Origin of the sequence: Campylobacter showae CC57C, assembly GCF_000344295.2 — a bacterium.
GTDB lineage: Bacteria > Campylobacterota > Campylobacteria > Campylobacterales > Campylobacteraceae > Campylobacter_A > Campylobacter_A showae_B.
In genome coordinates, this window is sequence record NZ_AOTD01000142.1 from 1 (window position 1) to 18,589 (window position 18,589).

The window sequence follows — 18,589 nt, forward strand, 5'->3', positions numbered from 1 at the left end:
AGGGAGCTCTTTTGCTTCGGCTTTGCCTCGTGACTGCAAAGCAGAGCGCAATTCAAGCCTCCACCCTCTTTACAACAAAGTAAAAAACAACCTCAAACGGTTGTTTTTTACTTAAAAGCCCAAATTTTTATTTTTCAAATTTCCTTTGCGTTTTTCGCAAACACGTTTAGCGCCGAGGCGCGTTTTTTACAAATTTCTTTATATTCATACTCGGGAACGCTATCTATCACGATACCCGCTCCAGCCTGTACGAAAATTTCGGCAAATTTTTCCCCGAGTTCGTCGTCTTTTAAATTTGACTCGTTTGCGCCGTCAAGGTGCGGGTCTTGCCCGCGAGCATCAAATTTGGCGTCAAATTTGCGCACAAATATCGCGCTTCTAATCAAAATCGCCATTTGCGCGTCGCCGTTAAAGTGGAAAAATCCGATACCGCCGCCGTATGCGTTGCGCCTATAGGGCTCAAGCTCGGCGATGATCTCCATGGCGCGGATCTTTGGCGTACCGCTGAGCGTGCCTGCGGGGAAGATGCTGCCGACTGCGTCAAACGCGTCTAGATCGCCCGCCTTTGCACCGTAGACGTCGCTTAGGATATGCATCACGCTCTCGTAGCGCACGATGCGCATGGCGTTTTTGACCGCGACGCTTTTTGGTTTGCTAACGCGGCCGATGTCGTTGCGGGCGAGGTCGATGAGCATTTTGTGCTCGGCTAGTTCCTTTTCGTCGCTTAGCAGTTCGCGCTCGAGCGCGGCGTCCTCTATCGCGTCTTTGCCGCGTCCGCGAGTGCCGGCGATAGGCGCGACGTAGATCTTGCCCTCTTTTATCTCGCAGACTAGTTCGGGGCTAGAGCCCGCGACGTCGCCGTACGGGGTCGGAAAGTGAAACATATATGGACTCGGATTTGCCTCGCTAAGCTCTCGGTAGAAGTCTAGGCTATCCATATCCGAGGCTAGTTTTAGCTGTTCGCTTAGCACGACTTGAAAGACATCGCCGCTTTTTAGGTACTCTTTGGCGCGTTCGGCGATACTCAGAAAATGCGCTTTTTCGCCGTCTAAATCGGTTAAAATTTTATATTTACTCTGTCTTTTTGCGCGCTGTTCTTGGGCGGCCGCTTCGTCGTCTGCGCTAAATTTAACGAGGAAATCATAATACCGCTCGCGGTCGCCGTAAAAGCTGTAAATTTTGCTATTTTTATCAAAGTGCAGGTAGGCGCAGGCATTGGCATAGAAAAAGTCTGGGAAATCGTACTGCGAGGCGTTAAATTCGGGTATTTTTTCAAAATATTTTATCCCGCCGTAGCCGAGCACTCCAAACAATCCCGCAAAAGGCGCGTCAAATTTTTGAGCTTTAAAGTAGCTCTTAAGTCCCGCAAAATCGGTCTGCTCGCTGCTGATATACTCGCAGTCGATACCGACGATGGTCTGCGTCGTGTCCTCGGCGAGGTAGGAGTTGGCGAATTTTTCGCGGATCTTTTCGTAATAAAAAACGGGGCTCAAAAGTAACATAAAATATCCTTTAATGAGCGTAGATTATATAAAAATTAAGCTTAATTTTCATTTGACGGCGGCGTCAAAAAGCTCGCGCTCTAGCCTTTGCGCTGCGTCTAGGGCGGGACAGTCAAAGACGCCGTATCTAGCCGCGATGCTTTTTATATCCTCAAAGTTCACGACCGTTTTGCCGTCTCTTTTTTGAAATAAAAACTTAAACGGAAGCTCTAGCGCAAGGCTTGGTTCGCACTCTATTAAAGGCGCAAGTACGCTCGGCGCGCCGAAAATCACAGTGACCGACGGCGTCAAATTTACTCCCGTTTGCGCGGCGAAAACGTGATGAGGCACTATGGCAAATTCGCTAATATCCTTCATATCAAGCAGTCTTTGAAATCTCTTAACCGCAGCTTCTAGTTCCAGCTCGCTCTGGCCTGCCGTGACGCCTGCAAAGGCCAAATTTAACCCCGCAAAAATCATCAAAAACAATCTTTTCAATAACTTCCCTTTTTTAAATTTTAAAATTAATTTTACCCAAAAACGGCTAAAATCGGATTTTACTTTAAGGCGAGATTATGGAAATTTTATCGGTTGCGTCGGTCGGATACGTGTGTTTGGGGCTTTTTGTCGGCTTTTTGTCTGGATTTTTGGGCATCGGAGGCGGCGCGGCGGCTGTGCCGATACTCGTGTTTTTGGGCTTTGACGTTAAATACGCAATCGGCGTGAGCGTCCTTCAGATGGTTTTTAGCTCGGTTTACGGCTCGCTTTTAAATATAAAAAACAAAAACGTCGATCTAAAACCCGCTTTGGTGCTAGGCGTCGGCGGCTTTTGCGGGGCGAGCGCGAGCGGCTTTATCGTGGCGAGCGTACCGTCTAAGTTTTTGCTTCTAACGCTTATCTGTATTCAAACTTTTAACGTTATTAAGCTATTTTTTAAAAACCCAGAGCCAAAAGGCGCGCAAAATCCATCTCTCGTTCCGCTTTTTTTCGTCGGACTTTTTGTCGGTGCGGTGGCTATCAGCGTGGGTATCGGCGGCTCGGTTATCATCATGCCAGTTTTGATAAATTTTCTCAACTATGATATAAAAAAGGCCGTCAGCACGGGGCTATTTTTCGTGATATTTTCGTCGATTTCAGGTTTTATCAGCCTATCCTCGCAGGGGCTCGTGCAGTACGAGGTTGGCGTTTTAGTCGGTATCGGCTCGCTTATAAGCGTGAGATTTGGCGTGGCTTTAGCACAAAAAATCGACCGCACCGTCCAAAAAAGATGTTTACTCGCACTCATCTGTACGACGCTAATTATAATGATAAATAAGCTCTTTGCTTAAATTTAGTATTTGCGGTAAATTTTGTTTTGCTAAATTTTACCGCTTTAATAGCTGAAACTACTCGTCCAAATTTTATAAAATTGCGTCAAATTTTGGCGAGTTCAGAAGTTCGCATAAATTTAAAACAATACGGTCAAATTTATGGGAAGTGCGGGAGCGAGGTAAATTTATTGCGCCAGCTCCCGAGAATAAATCAGAAATTTTCTAAAAATCCGCCGTCGCTTAGTTTTAGCTCGAGATCCTTTACGTACTCTTCGGCCGCTTTTTGGTATTCGTTTTTGCTAGCGATTTTTATCGTGCCGTTTTTGTTAGTAAACTCAAGGTTTCTCTCTCTTGCAAATTTTACTGTCTGTTTTACGATATTTTCAAGCGAATTTTCGCCGTTAAATTTAAGAGCGATAAAGGCGTCAAACTGCGAAAAATTCGCGGGTACATTTAGTTCGTCGGCAAATTTTATGACAGGTTCGTCTGCGGCACTAAAATACTCAAAATATCCGCGTGCACGTTCTTTTAGGCGACTCTTACCAACTTCATAAGTAATTTTCGGACGTTCGTAAGTCGTTAGCTTAGCGCAGTCTGCGGCCAAAATCTCCATAAAACCAAAATACGCCGATTTTACCGCATTTTCGTCGTCTTTTAAAAGCGCTGCGACGTCGGCAAAATTTATGCTTGCCGGATATACGTCGGTAAAGACTTGATAAAGCCAGTCATACTCAGGCTTCATTAAGACGTTGCTAATATTTTTGTAGCCGCCTCTTTCTTTATTAAAGCCTGCCGAGATATGTAGCTTGCAAAGTTCGTCGGCGCCGATATTTACGTTAAAGTCATTTGGAACGAGTTCTTTGTGTACTATCATACTGCGTCTAAAAACCTTGTTTGTTAAAAAGTCGAGTGTCTGTTCTTTTTCTATGCGCGAGCTAAAATTTGCGTCTATATACGAGTCAAATTCTTCTATTCCCAAATTTGACTGAAAAACGTCCTCGAGCCCTACTTCGGCAAGATAGGCGAGATTGTTTTTGTCTAAACTATCCGCAAAATCCTTAAAATAAATCGGATAGTTAAAAGCTTCCAAATATTCGTGTGCGATATAGGAATCGTTTGTTGAGAGTATATGATCGATGTGAAATTTTAGGCTATCATAATTTACGAAAATTTGGCTTACATTGCCGTCTTTTTGGCAAAATTTGGCGTATTCTCCAAGCACTTTTAAAAGCTCTCTTGCTTTTGCTACTCTTGCCACTTCGCCCTCTATACCGCGCGTGCCAAACATTAAAAAATCCCTGATCGTATCCTTGATCTTCCAGCCAGGATAGACGTTGTAGCTCACGTACGCCACGCCGTTTGGGCTCAAAAATCGCTTGATTGTTTTTAGGATTGCGTCCTTTACGACGTCCGGCACCCAGCTATAAACGCCGTGGCAGATTATATAGTCAAATTTGCCGTAATCTCTCACGTCCGCATCCGTAAAATCGCAGATATCTTTTGCCATAAATTCGATATTATCCACGCGCATTTGCTCGGCTAGCTCTTTGGCTTTATTTATCTGCACCTCGCTTAGGTCTATGCCTAGCACCTTTGCCTGCGGATTTGCGATGGCAAAAGGAAATAAATTTCCGCCGTAGCTGCAGCCTATTTCCAGCACTCTAGCCGTCTTGGACGGCGGCGGAGTTAGCGATAAAAACGAAGCCAAAGCCTCAAGTCGCGCAGGCGAAGTCTCTGCAAATGCAGCCGAGATATATGGAAGCTCGTCGTAGGATTTTTGGATGTCGTTCATTTTAGAGCCTTAGGTTAAAATATTTTTACGATGATACAGCAGTGCCTATTAAATGCGGGTAAATTTAGGCGGTTAAGGCCGCCTAAATTTGATTAAAATTTAAGCCCGAAAACAGCCGAAGCGATAAAGACGACGGTTGCCGTGATGAGAAAAATGCCGATGATATTTAGCCAGATTCCAGCCTTTATCATCGAGCTGATTTTTACGTAGCCAGAGCCGTATGCGATGGCGTTTGGCGGCGTGGCGACGGGTAGCATAAAGGCAAAGGTAGCCGCCATAGCGACCGGGATCGTAAATAGCATAACGTTTGCGCCGGAGTATCCAAGCCCCGCGCTAACGCCTGCAATGACGGGTAAAAAGGCCGCTGCGGTGGCGGTATTTGACGTGATCTCGGTTAGGAAAATGACGAGCGTTACGACGGCCATGATGATCGCCGCGATAGGCAGCGCGCCGAGTGCCGAGACCTGATGTCCGATCCAAAGCGACAGCCCGCTGCTGCTAAACTGCGCCGAGAGCGACAGCCCGCCGCCAAAGAGTATGAGGATATCCCACGGCAGCTTTTTGGCGCTATCCCAGTCGATGAGGCGTTCGCCGCTTTTGTTTGCGGGTACGATAAATAGCAAAATCGCCGTACTCATGGCGATTATGGCGTCTAGACTGGCGATTTTTATATCAAAGGATTTTAGGATAAAACCTAGCGATATCCAGCACGCGGCCGCTGCTACGAAGATGACTCCGACAAGCTTTTCTGGCGTGGTTATAGGGCCGAGCTTATCTAGCTCGTCTTGGATAACTTTTTTGCCGTTTGGTATCTCGCCGATTTCAGGCTTAAAGAGTACGTAGGTGAGCAAAAACCAACACGCCGCAAGCATAACGACGCTAAGCGGTACGCCCACTAACATCCACTCAAAAAAGCCGATCTCGATGCCAAATTCGTTTTTCATATACGCCACTAGCAGGGCGTTTGGCGGAGTACCGATGATGGTGCCAACCGAGCCGATAGAGGCGGCTAGGCGATGCCTAACATCAGCGAGATGCCGAAATTTGAGCTAAAGGTGCTCGTTTTTTCTTTTATCTCTTTTGCTATGTCGCGGCCTTTGTGAAATACCGTATTCATAAAGCCGCCTTGCACGCCTTTGCGTGAAATTTCGTCCAAATTTGCCACATCCTCGATTGCCGTAAACGTCCATTTCTGTGTCGTTAGACGTCCGACCAAATGTAGTACGCTTAGGCCCACTGGCAGCATCATTATGGCGGTTGCGGTGTTGCTCACCCACATGGATAAAAACCCCGTCGCCACCATAAATCCAGCCACCAGCCGCCTAGGGCTCGTGCCAACTAAAAGCACGATGCCAAGGGCGATTCTGGTGTGCAGATTCCACCTTTGCATAGCAAGGGCTAGCACAAAGCCGCCCATAAAAAGATAGATCGTGTCCGAAGCATACGGCGCCGCGACTACCTTAAATGCATCGACGCCAAGCACCGGAAACGCCACCATCGGAACCAGTGCGGTTGCTGGCAGGGCGATGGCCTCGGTCATCCACCACGCCGCCATCAGTGCGGCTACAGCGGCAACGACGGGCATGGCTTCTACATGCAGCTTTTTACCTTTTGCTGCAGCTAGGGCGATGTCTCCGGCGTTTGCGGGGAAGATTTTATAAACCCAAATCGCTAGCAAAACGCCTAGCACCAGCCCGATGAGCTCGACTCGGTTTGTTCTTCTGTCGATAGGAATGTTTGGATTTGCCATGATAACTCCTATACTTGAGATAATTTATAATACATCCAAAAAGCTTATAGCTTAAAAAATTCTTTTGCTTTAAAATTGATTTTTTACTAAAGTGTTGATAAAAGTAACAACGATTTTAGTTAAAGCGATTTTAGGTATAATTACGGGTTAAAAATTTAAAATCACGGAAGCGAAAATGAACGCAAACGACACCATAAAAATCACGGGCGCGCGCGAGCACAACCTGAAAAATTTAAACCTCGAAATCCCAAAAAACAAGCTCGTAGTTTTCACCGGACTTAGCGGCAGCGGCAAGAGCACACTAGCGTTTGACACGCTTTACGCCGAGGGGCAGCGCAGATATATGGAGAGCCTTAGCAGCTACGCCAGGCAGTTTCTAGACCGCGTAGGCAAGCCCGACGTCGATAAGATCGAGGGCCTCACGCCCGCCATCGCGATAGATCAAAAAACCACGTCTAAAAACCCGCGCTCGACCGTGGGCACGATAACGGAAATTTACGACTACCTACGCCTTCTTTATGCAAGGGTCGGCATCCAGCACTGCCACAAGTGCGGCAAACCGATCTCTAAAATGTCGGCTAGCGACATCATAAACGAGATCCAAAAGCTGCCCCAGGGCGCTAAAGTCGTCATCTACGCTCCGCTCGTGCGCGAGAAAAAGGGCACGTGGGCGGATCTGATCGAAAATTTACGCGGTAAAGGCTACGTGCGCGCCCAGATAGACGGCGTGCAGGTGAGATTAGACGAGGAGATCGAGCTAGCTAAAACCAAAAAACACACGATAAAGCTCATCGTAGACCGCATCGTGATAGACGCGGATAACGCACAGCGCCTAGCCCAAGACGTGGAAAAAGCGTTAGGAGAGAGCTACGGCGAGGTCGAGATCGAGATAGCAAACGCCGAAGAACTCGGGCTAAAGGAGAGCTTCATCCACTACAGCGAACACTCGGCATGCTTTGATTGTAAAATTTCATTTACGCCGCTCGAGCCGCTTAGCTTTAGCTTCAACTCCCCAAAAGGTGCGTGCGAGAGGTGCGACGGACTGGGTATCAGATATAGCCTGGATCTCACCAAAGTGATCGACGAGGAAAAAAGCATCGAAGGCGGCGCGATAAAGCTACTTTACGGCTACAACATGAGTTATTATTATAAATTTTTGCTAGCTTTTTGCGAGCAAAACGGTATCGACGTCAAGCGCCCTTACTGCGAGCTTAGCGAGGATGAAAAGCGCCTCGTACTCTACGGCAACGTAAAAGAGGTTGAGTTTTTCTGGAAGCGAAACAAACTACTGCGTAAATTTGAAGGTGCGCTAAAAATCACTCACGGACTGCTAAAGGACTACAAGGATTTTGACGAATACATGAGCGAGAAGGTCTGCGACGACTGCGGCGGACACAGGCTAAAGCCGCAAAGCCTAGCCGTCAAGGTCGCGGGGTGCGGTATCGGCGAAATTTTAGATATGAGTATCGAAAACTGCACCGCGTTTTTTTCAGACGAGTCAAATTTTAGCTACCTTAGCGAATACGATAAAACGATCGCAAAGCCGATATTTAAGGAGATAAACGAGAGGTTATTTTTCCTCTACGACGTTGGACTTGGCTATCTCTCGCTTGGACGCGACGCGCGCACGATCAGCGGCGGCGAAGCGCAGCGTATCAGGATCGCAAGCCAAATCGGCTCGGGCCTTAGCGGCGTGATGTACGTACTAGACGAGCCTAGCATCGGTCTGCACGAACGCGATACGCTAAAGCTCATCAAAACGCTGCGAAATTTACAAGCCAAAGGCAACTCGGTGATCGTCGTCGAGCACGATAAAAAGACGATCGAGGAGGCCGACTACGTCGTGGATATCGGGCCTGGAGCCGGGAAATTTGGCGGGCAGATAGTCTTTGCCGGCGACGTGAAAAGCCTGCTAGGCTCAAGCACGCAAACAGCGCTTTACATAAACGGCGAAAAGGAAATCGACTATCAAAAAAACCGCAAAAGCGACACCTGGCTCGAGATCTCAAACGTAAATATCAACAACATATCAAATTTAAGCGCGCGCTTTCCGCTGCGAAATTTGGTCGGTATCACGGGAGTTTCAGGATCTGGTAAAAGCTCGCTCGTGCTGCAAACTCTTTTGCCCGAGGCGCAGGAACAGCTAAACCGAGCTAAAAAAGTAAAAAAGGTCGCCGGGGTAAATTTGAGCGGACTAGAAAATCTAGACAAAGTGATCTACCTCGATCAAAGCCCGATCGGTCGTACTCCGCGCTCAAACCCTGCCACCTACACGGGCGTGATGGACGAGATCAGAGGGCTTTTTGCGCAGACTAAGGAAGCCAAACTGCGAGGCTACAAGATCGGCAGGGTTAGCTTTAACGTCAAGGGCGGACGCTGCGAAAAGTGCCAAGGCGAGGGCGAGATCACGATCGAGATGCACTTTTTGCCAGACGTAAACGTAGTTTGTGACTCGTGCGGCGGCACCCGCTACAACGCCCAGACGCTAGAAATCCTCTACAAAGGCAAAAGTATCGCCGACGTGCTAAATATGAGCATCGACGAGGCGGTGGAGTTTTTTAAATCCGTGCCTAAAATCGCCAGCAAACTAACGACGTTGCAAGACGTGGGCCTAGGCTACATCACGCTGGGGCAAAACGCCGTGACGCTAAGCGGCGGCGAGGCGCAGCGCGTGAAGCTGGCAAAGGAGCTCAGCCGCTCGGACACGGGAAATACGCTCTATATCCTTGATGAACCGACTACGGGACTGCATTTTGCCGACGTCGATAGGCTCGTGCGCGTGCTGCACCATTTGGTCGATCTTGGCAACTCGGTCTTTGTCATCGAGCACAACATGGACGTCATCAAAAACTGCGACTACATCGTCGATATGGGACCCGAAGGCGGCGCAAAGGGCGGTAAAATCATCGCGCAGGGCAGCGTAAAAGAGGTCGCCAAAAATCACGCAAAAACGGGCAGTTATACGGGCAAATTTTTAGCCGAGGAGCTGGAAAATATGAAAAACGCGGCAAAAAAGGCGAAGAAAAAATAAAAACTTTAAAAGTTTGTAACGGATCAAATTTGCGGTATAAATTTGATGATTTGCGGGATCAACCGCGCCAAATTTGGCTAGCAAAAACTGCGGTAAATTTAATGAAAGGTACAAATGAGGCTTTGGACGATAAGTTTTAAATATCTCGACGCAAAGGGGCTAGTCGCACTTTGGCGCGAGGCTCTGCTAGCTAAAAATGTGCTGGCGGGGCTAACTAAAGGGTACAAAAATCACCCGCAGCTTGACCGCTTTTACGCGCATGAAAACGCGTGTAAGGCGATAAACGCGTATCTGGCGGAGGTTTACGCGCAGGCCTGCGCTCGCGGGTATAAATTCGACGCGGCAAAAGTAGGCGAATTTGACGAGCGAAATTTGGCTAAAATAGCCGTCACTCGCGGACAGATCGAGTATGAATTCGCATTTTTGCAAGAGAAGCTAAAATCACGCGATATTAAGGCTTATGAGCGAAATTTAAGCGTAAAAAATATAGAAATCGCGAGCATTTTTAAAGAGGTCGAGGGCAAAATCGAGCCGTGGGAAAAGGTGAAAATTTAGCTCCGTCTTTTTGGCTTGCTTGCGCAAATTTGATTAAAAACGCCAAAATAAATTACGTCGATTTTCCCGAAAATTACAGCAAATTTCGAGCGTTAAATTTAGATATTTAAAACGTCGTAAAATGGCGCAAATTTGGCGCTAGGCCGATGTTCGGCTTTGAGCGGGTAAATTTGATTTTGCGTTTCGGCGATGTATGGACGATAAGATAAAAATCTAGCACGAATGGCGCTGCGACAAAATATAAAATTTACGAGCCAGAGTGGATATTTGCTAAATTTAGCGTTTTAAATTTGACGTCAAATTTAAAGGACGAAATAGTTAAATTTAAAAAGGCGAACCTGACGTCAAATTTCCGTCAAATTCGCCTTTGTTTTCAGAAATAAAACTGCACCGACTGGCCAAATTTACAATCGAATTTGACAGATCGGCGAGTTAAATTTACTCCGCTTTCATCTGCTCGGCGGCAGGCACTTTAGGTAGTCCCGGCATCAGCATCGTCGATCCGCTAACCGCTACGATAAAGCCCGCTCCGCCGCGGATCTCAAGCGCGCTAACCTCGAAGCTAAAGCCCTTGGGTCGTCCTAGCAGCTTGGCGTCCGAGCTAAAGCTATACTGCGTTTTTGCGACGCAAACTGGAAAGGCGTCAAAGCCTAGGCGCGAAATCTCGGCTAGATCCTCTTGCGCGCGCGGACTAAAGACCACTTCTTTTGCGCCGTAAATTTTAGTCGCGATCTTTTCGATCTTGGTTTTTACGGGGTCGGCGGGCTCATATGTGAAGTTTATCTCATGCGCCTGTTTTTCGCAGATTTGCGCAACTTTTTTAGCTAGATCCTCTGTGCCCACGCTTCCTTTTAAAAAGCCCTCGCACACGCTAAACTCGGCTCCCGACTCCTCGCAAAGAGCGCGCACGTGAGCGATCTCCTCGTCCGTATCGGTCGCGAATTTATTGAGCGCGACGATGACGTTTTGGTTGAAATTTTTTAGATTTTCTATGTGGGCTTTTAGGTTTTCGCCGCCTAGTTTTAACGCGTCCAAATTTGGCTGCGAGATGCCGTCTTTGTCGCATCCGCCGTTATATTTTAGCGAGCGGATGGTGCTTACTAGCACGACGCATTTTGGAGCGAGTCCCGCGGTGCGGCACTTGATATCGAGGAACTTTTGCGCTCCTAGCTCGGCGCCAAAACCCGCCTCGGTCACGACGTAGTCGGCTAAGTTTAGCGCAGTTTTAGTTGCGATCACGCTATTGCAGCCGTGCGCGATATTTGCGAACGGTCCGCCGTGGATGAGCACTGGCGTGCCTTCTAGCGTTTGCACGAGGTTTGGTTTTATCGCCTCTTTTAGCAGGACGCAGACGGCGTCGGCGCAGTTTAGGGATTTTGCGCGCACGAGGCTGCCCTCTTTATCGTAGGCGACGACGATATTTTCTACGCGCTCTTTTAGATTTTTTAGATCGGTTGCGAGGCATAGGATCGCCATTATTTCGCTAGCGGCGGTGATGACAAATCCGTCCTTGCGCGGAAATTTATTGCTCTTTTCAAGGCCGATTTCTATCTCTCTTAGCGAGCGGTCGTTCATATCCATGCAGCGTTTGAAAACGACGCGCGCAGGGTCGATATTTAGGGCATTGCCGTGGTGGATATGATTGTCCAGCATCGCCGCGATGAGGTTATTTGCTGAGGTGATAGCGTGAAAGTCGCCGTTAAAGTGCAGGTTGATATCCTCGCTAGGCGTCACCTGCGAGTAACCGCCGCCCGTCGCTCCGCCTTTTATACCAAAAACAGGCCCCAGGCTTGGCTCTCTAAGAGCGGCGCACACGCGTTTGCCGATACGCGCTAAGCCGTCAGATAGCCCCACGGTTACGGTCGTTTTGCCCTCGCCGTACGGCGTCGGGTTGGTCGCGGTAACTAGGATGAGGTTTGAGTCCGTCGCGTTACCCAGTCGCGGCCCAATCTTGGCTTTTAGCTTGCCGAAAGTATCCAGCGCCTCCTCGCCTAGTCCCAGTTTTGCACCGATTTTTACGATATTTTGCGGCTTTGCGCTCGCTTCTATTTCTCTGTCGCCTAGCATCGTCTTTCCTTAAAAATTTGATTTAAAATGATTTTGTAATTTTACCTCGCAAATGCGAAAAATCTCATTAAATTTTAGCCGCTCGTAATCAAATTTGGGCTAAATTTGAAGCCAAATTTGACAAAGGATCGACGATGAAGGCGGTGAATGTTTTGCTTTACGAGGGATTTACGACGATGGACGCGCTAGGACCCGCCGAGGTGCTATCTAGGGTGCTGGATGACGAGCGAAAGTGCTATGAGATAGAGTATTTCTCGGCTACTGGCGGACTCGTGGGCAGCAGTACGAGCGCTAAAATTTGGACGCGAAAGCTAGATAAGATAGCTAAATTTGACGTTTTGCTCGTGCCGGGTGGTTTTGCGGCTAGGAAGCTTGCGCATGAGGGCGAGTTTATCGCGGCTCTAGGCGATCTAACGCGTAGACACGAATATGTGATTGCGGTATGTACGGGTTCAGTGCTGCTAGCTAAAACAGGGCTTTTGGACGGCATAGAGGCCACGAGCAATAAACTATCATGGCAGTGGGTGACCTCAGAGGCTCCTAGCGTGCGCTGGGTGCGTGCGGCCAGGTGGTGCGTTAGCGGGAAAATTTACACGAGCTCGGGCGTGAGCGCGGGCATCGACGCGGCTCTGGGTTTTATCGCCGATATGCACGGGCAGGACGAGGCGCAGCGTATCGCTCGGGCGATGGAGTATGTGTGGAATAGCGACAAAAACGCAGATCTGTTTTAAATTTTAGTTTGCGGCGGTTGCTAAAATTGAGCGCTAAATTTAATCCGAGTCAAATTTCGAGGCACCGTGCCTAAAAGATGCGTGAAAAACGAATTTACAAAATTAGCCGTTCAAAAGCACGGGTATAAAAAGAGCAAATTAAGTCTGATAGGCGGAAAGTTTCCAATTTACGGCAAAAAAAGCAAATAATCCAAAACAATGCAAATTTTACTGCCAAAAATCGCGAATTTTATAAATTTAGCGGTTTTGGGCGACAGACTTATCGCTGTTTAGAGTGTTTTAAGCTTTTCGCGTACCAAGGCAACGTAAATCATCGCTAGCGTCGTCGCAAACCAGATTACGTAAGGTAAGCAAAAAACAAAAGGCTTTTCGTAGTAGTCGTATTGCACGCCGACGTTGCGGCCGATGTAGAGGTAAAATCCGCCTACGATAACAAGGTAAAACATCACGGCAACGGCGTCGCAAACGCGAACTAGCTTGCTTAGCGGGCGCTTAGGTTCTGTTTTGGTTGCGTGATCGTTATTCATTTTTTCTCCTTTATTTTTGGGAAATATTATCATAATTAGCGTAAAATTTTGATGATTTATATCAAAAGCTTGCTTTTAAAATTCAAATCAAAAGCCTGCGATAAAATTTAAGACAAAATTTAAACAAAACTCGTGTAAAATCCATCCAAAAAGCAAGTAAAAATGATAAGTAAACGGGTGCGGCGTATGGACGATGGAGTATGTCTGGAATAGCGACAAAAACGCGGATCTATTTTAAAATTTAGCTTGCGGCGGTCGCTAAAATTGAGCGCTAAATTTAAGCCGAGTCAAATTTACCGCGCCGCGCGCCAAAATCGTAAGTTTTAAAACAAACGGCTCGCTTTGCTCCGCTACCACAGCTTTAGGCAGACTTGCCCTATTATGACGGCGATAGGGGCTCCGTTTATGTCGTAGGTGTTGCTCTAGTTTGAACCAAAATCGGGCTTGACGACATTGCCTTGTATCACCCAAGTGTTGCTTGAGTTTGCGCCGTATTTGGGTTTTATTTTTCTCCCGTCAAACTCAAAGGTATTAGAGGAGTTGGCTCCAGTTTTAGGCTTTAGCACGCCGCCGTCAAATTCAAACGTATTGTGCGTGGTTGCGCCGTATTTTGGCTTTAGCTCGTTGCCCTCGTATACCCAAGCGCCGTTGCCCGCAGACCTTCCGTCCCAGTTGATTTTGGGCATTTTATCCTCCTAAAATGAGATATAAGCAATTATTTTCCGCGGCTTGCCTCTTTTGCTTTTACGGCTTCGTAAATTTCATCCGCGTTCGTCAAATTTGCGTCCAAAAACTCCTGCGCCTTTTTGAGAGTGCGCGCGCCCATGATGCCGTCTGCCTTGACGCCGATAGCTTTTTGCACGTATAAAATTTTCTCTTTTTGCGTGATCTGCGGCGCGGTTTTGGCTACGGCGGTGGAGCTTGCTTCGCGCTCTTGGTCGCTAGAGCCCTCAAATTTAGCCGTTATCTCGCGAAATTTGGCCTCCAGGCTGCGCGACGCCTCAAAGCGCTCGTCAAGCTGCATAAGAGTCGGAGCGTAACCAAAACTCGATATCGCGCCGTAGATCGCGCCGACTGCTCCAAAGCCCGCTAAAATTTTAAAAAATAGCAAAAAAGCCTCTTTGTTTCGCATGCTTTGGCGGTACTCTTTGGGCACGGAGCTGCGGCGAATCAGCGTAACCAGCGCGCTAAGAGGCGCCAAGACGCACAAAGCAACGCCCGCGCAAAGGGCTAAAAATACAAGAGTATAAATAGGCGCCATGATGTAGCGCTCGGCTAAATTTTCGCCCAAAAATCCCGCCGTAAAAACTAGCGCAATCAGCCAAAACACAGAGCCTAGCCCGAACCAAACCGCAGGCGAGTAAACGGGAGAGATTTTATCCAGGCATTTTTTCATCGTATCGCCAAGCTTGCTCGCCGCGCCCGTTGAGACGTAGCCTTCGCAGGCTTCTATCACGGCGTTTGCGGCCTCGGTTTGCGCGCCGTCCGTTTTAGCGATACGCTTTAGCGCGGAGTCTAGAGCGGGCTGCGAGCAGTAGCGCGTGAAAAATTTAAACGCCTCGCGCCTAGTTATCTTGCCGTCGGCACCCATCTTTTCTAGCATAGATATCTCGTCGGCAAAAAGATCATCAAAAAACGGCGGCCTGATAAAGGCGTAGGGCGGGTTGCTAAAGCCCACCGCCTCGTACTCCTTGCCTAGCAGGATAAAATTTAGCCTCGTTATCGCGCTAGAACCCACGTAAGAAAACAGGTGCGAGCTCTCGTCGCCGCTCTCTTCGTCTTGATAAAACGGTATCGTTTGCGAGATAAATTTGCAGGTGCGCGCGCATAAAAAGTCCAAAAGCTCGTCCGCGTAGGCGCGCGATTTTATGCGTAAATTTACGCTGGGTTTCGCGTAGGCGCTGATGTTTGCTACCGTGGTAAAGTATCCGTGCCCGCTGCACTGGGCGCACTGCACGTAGCCTGATCCCCCGCATCCGCCGCACCTAACCGTGCCAGATCCCGAGCAGCCGTAGCAGGTATTTGAGCCGCTACCGCCGCATGATGAACAGCTCTCGTAGCGATACGTTACGTAGGTGCTGCCGTCTGAGTTATACTGCGTGTGAGGGCGATTTACGCCGCCGTCGCCTCCGCACATGGAGCAGCTCTGTCGTCCGCGTCCGCCGCAGCTAGAGCAGGTTTTTTTACCGCGTCCGCCGCACTCGCCACATCGCGTCTGCCCGTCGCCTCCGCAGTTGCCGCAGCGTTCGCTCATGCTAAATGGCTTAAAATCGTAATACCTAACCGCGCTGCCTGATTTTGCGATGGCTTCTTTTGCGTCTTGTCGTAGCTCGGCGAGTAAAATTTCACGCAGATCCGCGCTATCTCTAGCCTGCAGCAAGCACTCTCTGGCGTGATTTTCGTAGCTGCGAACGTCGCCTCCGAAGTGTATCTGCTCTTTTGCGCCGCCTGCGATCTTGCTCTCCTCGCGCTTGCCGTAAAACTCCCACGTCACGCTAGCTATGGCTTCAAAATCAAAAACTTCGTGCGAAATTTCTACCAAATCCTCAGGCTTCGCTTGGTTGCCGTTTATTAGATTGCGCAGCCCTTTTAAAAACGGCTCGTGTAAACTTAGCTCGTCAAATTCGCTCATTTTAAATCCTAAATTTGATTTTACGCGTCTAGCTTCGCGCGCTTTTTTATCTCGCTTAAAAACTCCGCCCCGCCGTCGCCAAAAGCCTCGCGCGGCACGGCGTAAAACATGGAGTTTGCGATGATAACGACGACGAAACTACCGACGTAGCGAGCGTCGCTGATGACGTTATAAAAATATCTGCCCTCGCCGAATTTGCTCTTTTGCACGAAAAACTCATCCTCTAAGATCACGCTTTTTGGTCCGAATTCGCCGTAGTTTGCTTTATTTATCAGCGCGCGAGTAAGCAGCCAAGGCCGCAGCCCAGTAGCGTAAAGCAGAGTAAAAAACGTGGCCATCCACGATAGGTAGGCTAGATTTTCCACGCCGCTAAAACCGTAATCCCTAAGCAAGTCGCTAAGCTCCCTGAAGTAAAATTTGACGCACAAAAGCGTGATAAAAAACATGCCAAGAGCCGACGCCGTAAAGTCGCACATACGTATGTTTCGCATAAATTTATCGCCCTTATAAACAATCTTGCCCACCTCGCGCGTCATCGCTTTATACTCGGCGCTAGGCTTTATCTCAAATTCGGCTTTTAAATTTGACATTTGCTTCCTTTAAATTTTGATGAGATATTATCAAATTTGGCCTAAATTTACGCTATTTTTAAAATCGCCGCTAAAACGATAATTAAGCCCAAATTTAGTAAAATCGCCACCAAGACGCGAGGTCGCGTAATACGTTAAAAGGCAAACAATGCAAAGTTCAACCACGTAAATCCCGCTAAATTTAAACCAAATCAACCAATCAAATTTAAATTTAAGGCAGAATCATGAAAAGACGAGACTTTCTAAAACTAGGCGCGCTGGCTGCTGCTTCGACGCAAGCAAAACAGTTTGACGCCGCGGCGCAGGCGATATTTGACGAGCAGATGGGGCTTTGCGAATATCTCTACGAAAACGGGCTATACGACAAGGAATTTATCGAGCGCTACACGGTCGGGTTTGATAAATTTAAGGATTATTTCACGGGCGTTAAAGACGGCGTGAAAAAGGATCTAAAATGGGCGAGTAAAATTTGCGGCGTGAGCGAAAAGGAGCTAAAAGAGCTAGCGGGTACGCTAGCTAAAAAAGACACGCTCATAGTTACAGGCTACTCTATTCAGCGTCAGCACCACGGCGAGATGGCGTACTGGGCGCTGATCACGCTAGCGGCGATGCTGGGCGACATCGGCAAGACCGGGCGCGGCTACGTGATGAACGATCAGATGCATAAAAACGCAGATATCAGCTTCGTCGCGCCAAAGCTTCAGGCTTTTAACCCGGCGGTAAACGAAAAATACATCGCCCCGCAGGGCAAGCTAACCAAAGCCAAATACCACGAGATACCAAACAGCAGGCTCATAGACGCGATCATGGAGCCCGGCAAAGAAATCGAGCGCAACGGCAAAAAGTACGTCATGCCGCACATACGCGTGATGTTTAACGCCAACGGCTCGACCTTCACCCGACATCCCGACACCAACCGCGCGGTCGCAGCGATGAAAAAGATCGAAGCGATCATCACCACCGAGCCCTTTTGGACTAGTACGGCGAGGCTCAGCGACATCGTGCTACCGGCGGCGCTAGAGTGCGAGCGCACGGATATCGAGTTTGCAAACTCGACTAGCGAATACCTTTTTGCCATTAAACCGCTAGTAAAGCCTGCCGGCGAGAGCAAGAGCGACTTTGAGATCGCGCGGCTCATCTGCGCACAGTGGGGCGACGAGTACGAGCAGGCCTTTAGCGAGGGTAAAACGGAGCTTGAGTGGGTGAGGGAAATCTACGAAAACGCCGCAAAGCAAGCCGAGGGTATGGGAGTGGCGATGCCGAAATTTGAGGAGTTTTGGCAAAAAGGCTACGTCAAATTTGATAAGATCGACGAAAAGAAGCGCTACTTTACAAACTACGCGGACTTCCGCGCCGATCCCGAGAAAAACGCGCTAAAAACGCCGTCGGGCAAGATCGAGCTCTACTCTGAGGCGGTCGAAAAGCTAGGCTATCCCGACTGCCCGCCGCACGCTACGTGGATGGAGCCGTTTGAATGGCTGGGCGGCGACGTGAGCAAGTATCCTATCGCCATCAGCGGCGCGCACTCTAAATTTAGACTCCACTCGCAGCTAAACAGCTCGCTCATCCGCAACTACGCTGAGATCGCGGGCCGCGAACCCGCGCTCATCAGCCCCGACACGGCAAAGGCGTGCGGCATAAAAACGGGCGACGTGGTGAGGATCTACAACGACCGAGGCGAGATTCTCTGCGGCGCGCTGGTAAGCGACACCGCGCAAGATAACGTCGTGATCGTAAGCGAAGGCGCGTGGTACGACCCGGCCGTCTGGGGCGAGAAAAGCCTTTGCAAACACGGCAACATAAACGTGCTAACCAAAGACGTGCCTAGCTCGCAGCTCTCGCAAAGCAACACCGCGCACACAAGCATGGTGCAGATCGAGAAATTTAAAGGCGAACTGCCGAGCGTAACGGCGTTTGATAGGCCTGCGACGATAGAGGCCTAGGCTATATGATTTAAATTTGAGCGGTAAGCTAGCCGCTCAAATTTGACTATTTTTTAAATTTACCCGCTCAAATTTAGCGTCAAATTTAACTCAAATTTGACCATTCCAGCACTTGCTCCAAGACGCTAAATTTTAAATTTGCCTCAAATCAGCCGTTTTTTTGCCTAAAATTTGTAAAAT

13 protein-coding genes and 1 pseudogene are annotated in these 18,589 nt (G+C 48.6%); 5 read left to right on the forward strand and 9 right to left on the reverse strand.

The annotated features are described in order from the left end of the window. Positions 1-134: 134 nt before the first annotated feature. Positions 135-1,502 carry an anthranilate synthase component I family protein gene (locus tag H740_RS05410; protein ID WP_002952209.1) on the reverse strand — a complete coding sequence of 456 codons (1,368 nt, stop codon included), beginning with the start codon at positions 1,500-1,502 and terminating at the stop codon, positions 135-137. Between the two features lie 48 nt (positions 1,503-1,550). Next, a complete protein-coding gene (locus H740_RS05415; protein ID WP_002952213.1) occupies positions 1,551-1,979 on the reverse strand; it encodes a DUF302 domain-containing protein in 429 nt (142 codons plus the stop codon). Between the two features lie 77 nt (positions 1,980-2,056). On the opposite strand from H740_RS05415, the gene H740_RS05420 reads away from it, so the two are divergent. Then, positions 2,057-2,809, forward strand: a complete 753-nt coding sequence (locus H740_RS05420) for a sulfite exporter TauE/SafE family protein (protein WP_002952214.1) — start codon at positions 2,057-2,059, stop codon at positions 2,807-2,809. Between the two features lie 193 nt (positions 2,810-3,002). On the opposite strand, the gene H740_RS05425 is transcribed toward H740_RS05420, so the two are convergent. Together H740_RS05425 and H740_RS05430 are read right to left on the reverse strand one after the other, a co-directional pair. Beyond that, entirely contained in the window at positions 3,003-4,583 is a 1,581-nt protein-coding gene (locus H740_RS05425) for a class I SAM-dependent methyltransferase (protein ID WP_002952215.1), read from the reverse strand. A 92-nt stretch (positions 4,584-4,675) separates the two neighbouring features. Beyond that, positions 4,676-6,333 (reverse strand): annotated as a pseudogene (locus tag H740_RS05430) (SLC13 family permease). Positions 6,334-6,508: 175 nt separating this feature from the next. Here H740_RS05430 and uvrA point away from each other — a divergent pair. Continuing rightward, the gene (gene uvrA / locus H740_RS05435) at positions 6,509-9,364 is read left to right on the forward strand and encodes an excinuclease ABC subunit UvrA (RefSeq protein ID WP_002952216.1); all 2,856 of its coding nucleotides are present in this window, start codon (positions 6,509-6,511) and stop codon (positions 9,362-9,364) included. Between the two features lie 114 nt (positions 9,365-9,478). Then, positions 9,479-9,919 (forward strand): pyrimidine dimer DNA glycosylase/endonuclease V, encoded by a 441-nt coding sequence (locus H740_RS05440; protein ID WP_002952217.1) that lies wholly within the window; start codon positions 9,479-9,481, stop codon positions 9,917-9,919. 438 nt (positions 9,920-10,357) lie between these two features. On the opposite strand, the gene H740_RS05445 is transcribed toward H740_RS05440, so the two are convergent. Next, positions 10,358-11,986 carry a formate--tetrahydrofolate ligase gene (locus H740_RS05445; RefSeq protein ID WP_002952218.1) on the reverse strand — a complete coding sequence of 543 codons (1,629 nt, stop codon included), beginning with the start codon at positions 11,984-11,986 and terminating at the stop codon, positions 10,358-10,360. Between the two features lie 134 nt (positions 11,987-12,120). Between H740_RS05445 and H740_RS05450 the strand changes: the two genes are divergently transcribed. Next, positions 12,121-12,717 (forward strand): DJ-1/PfpI family protein, encoded by a 597-nt coding sequence (locus tag H740_RS05450; RefSeq protein ID WP_002952219.1) that lies wholly within the window; start codon positions 12,121-12,123, stop codon positions 12,715-12,717. A 269-nt stretch (positions 12,718-12,986) separates the two neighbouring features. Here H740_RS05450 and H740_RS05455 read toward each other — a convergent pair whose 3' ends face one another. The 4 genes from H740_RS05455 to H740_RS05470 all read right to left on the reverse strand — a co-directional run bounded on the left by H740_RS05455 (position 12,987) and on the right by H740_RS05470 (position 16,466). Then, positions 12,987-13,244, reverse strand: coding sequence for a hypothetical protein (locus tag H740_RS05455; RefSeq protein ID WP_002952220.1), 258 nt, complete (start codon positions 13,242-13,244; stop codon positions 12,987-12,989). Between the two features lie 422 nt (positions 13,245-13,666). Next, positions 13,667-13,930: a hypothetical protein gene (locus tag H740_RS05460; RefSeq protein WP_002952221.1), complete on the reverse strand. Its 264-nt coding sequence runs from the start codon at positions 13,928-13,930 to the stop codon at positions 13,667-13,669. Between the two features lie 29 nt (positions 13,931-13,959). Beyond that, positions 13,960-15,876 (reverse strand): hypothetical protein, encoded by a 1,917-nt coding sequence (locus H740_RS05465; protein ID WP_004322786.1) that lies wholly within the window; start codon positions 15,874-15,876, stop codon positions 13,960-13,962. A 20-nt stretch (positions 15,877-15,896) separates the two neighbouring features. Continuing rightward, on the reverse strand, positions 15,897-16,466 hold the full coding sequence (locus H740_RS05470) for a YcxB family protein (protein WP_004322787.1): 570 nt from the start codon (positions 16,464-16,466) through the stop codon (positions 15,897-15,899). A 224-nt stretch (positions 16,467-16,690) separates the two neighbouring features. On the opposite strand from H740_RS05470, the gene H740_RS05475 reads away from it, so the two are divergent. Continuing rightward, on the forward strand, positions 16,691-18,409 hold the full coding sequence (locus H740_RS05475) for a molybdopterin-dependent oxidoreductase (protein WP_004322788.1): 1,719 nt from the start codon (positions 16,691-16,693) through the stop codon (positions 18,407-18,409). Positions 18,410-18,589 lie beyond the last annotated feature (180 nt).

What these genes read in the sequence shown, in the direction of transcription:
- H740_RS05410 (WP_002952209.1), bottom strand. Translation starts at nt 1,502, where the DNA reads ATGTTACTTTTGAGCCCCGTTTTTTATTACGAAAAGATCCGCGAAAAA.
- H740_RS05420 (WP_002952214.1), top strand. Translation starts at nt 2,057, where the DNA reads ATGGAAATTTTATCGGTTGCGTCGGTCGGATACGTGTGTTTGGGGCTT.
- H740_RS05425 (WP_002952215.1), bottom strand. Translation starts at nt 4,583, where the DNA reads ATGAACGACATCCAAAAATCCTACGACGAGCTTCCATATATCTCGGCT.
- uvrA (WP_002952216.1), top strand. Translation starts at nt 6,509, where the DNA reads ATGAACGCAAACGACACCATAAAAATCACGGGCGCGCGCGAGCACAAC.
- H740_RS05440 (WP_002952217.1), top strand. Translation starts at nt 9,479, where the DNA reads ATGAGGCTTTGGACGATAAGTTTTAAATATCTCGACGCAAAGGGGCTA.
- H740_RS05445 (WP_002952218.1), bottom strand. Translation starts at nt 11,986, where the DNA reads ATGCTAGGCGACAGAGAAATAGAAGCGAGCGCAAAGCCGCAAAATATC.
- H740_RS05450 (WP_002952219.1), top strand. Translation starts at nt 12,121, where the DNA reads ATGAAGGCGGTGAATGTTTTGCTTTACGAGGGATTTACGACGATGGAC.
- H740_RS05455 (WP_002952220.1), bottom strand. Translation starts at nt 13,244, where the DNA reads ATGAATAACGATCACGCAACCAAAACAGAACCTAAGCGCCCGCTAAGC.
- H740_RS05460 (WP_002952221.1), bottom strand. Translation starts at nt 13,930, where the DNA reads ATGCCCAAAATCAACTGGGACGGAAGGTCTGCGGGCAACGGCGCTTGG.
- H740_RS05465 (WP_004322786.1), bottom strand. Translation starts at nt 15,876, where the DNA reads ATGAGCGAATTTGACGAGCTAAGTTTACACGAGCCGTTTTTAAAAGGG.
- H740_RS05470 (WP_004322787.1), bottom strand. Translation starts at nt 16,466, where the DNA reads ATGTCAAATTTAAAAGCCGAATTTGAGATAAAGCCTAGCGCCGAGTAT.
- H740_RS05475 (WP_004322788.1), top strand. Translation starts at nt 16,691, where the DNA reads ATGAAAAGACGAGACTTTCTAAAACTAGGCGCGCTGGCTGCTGCTTCG.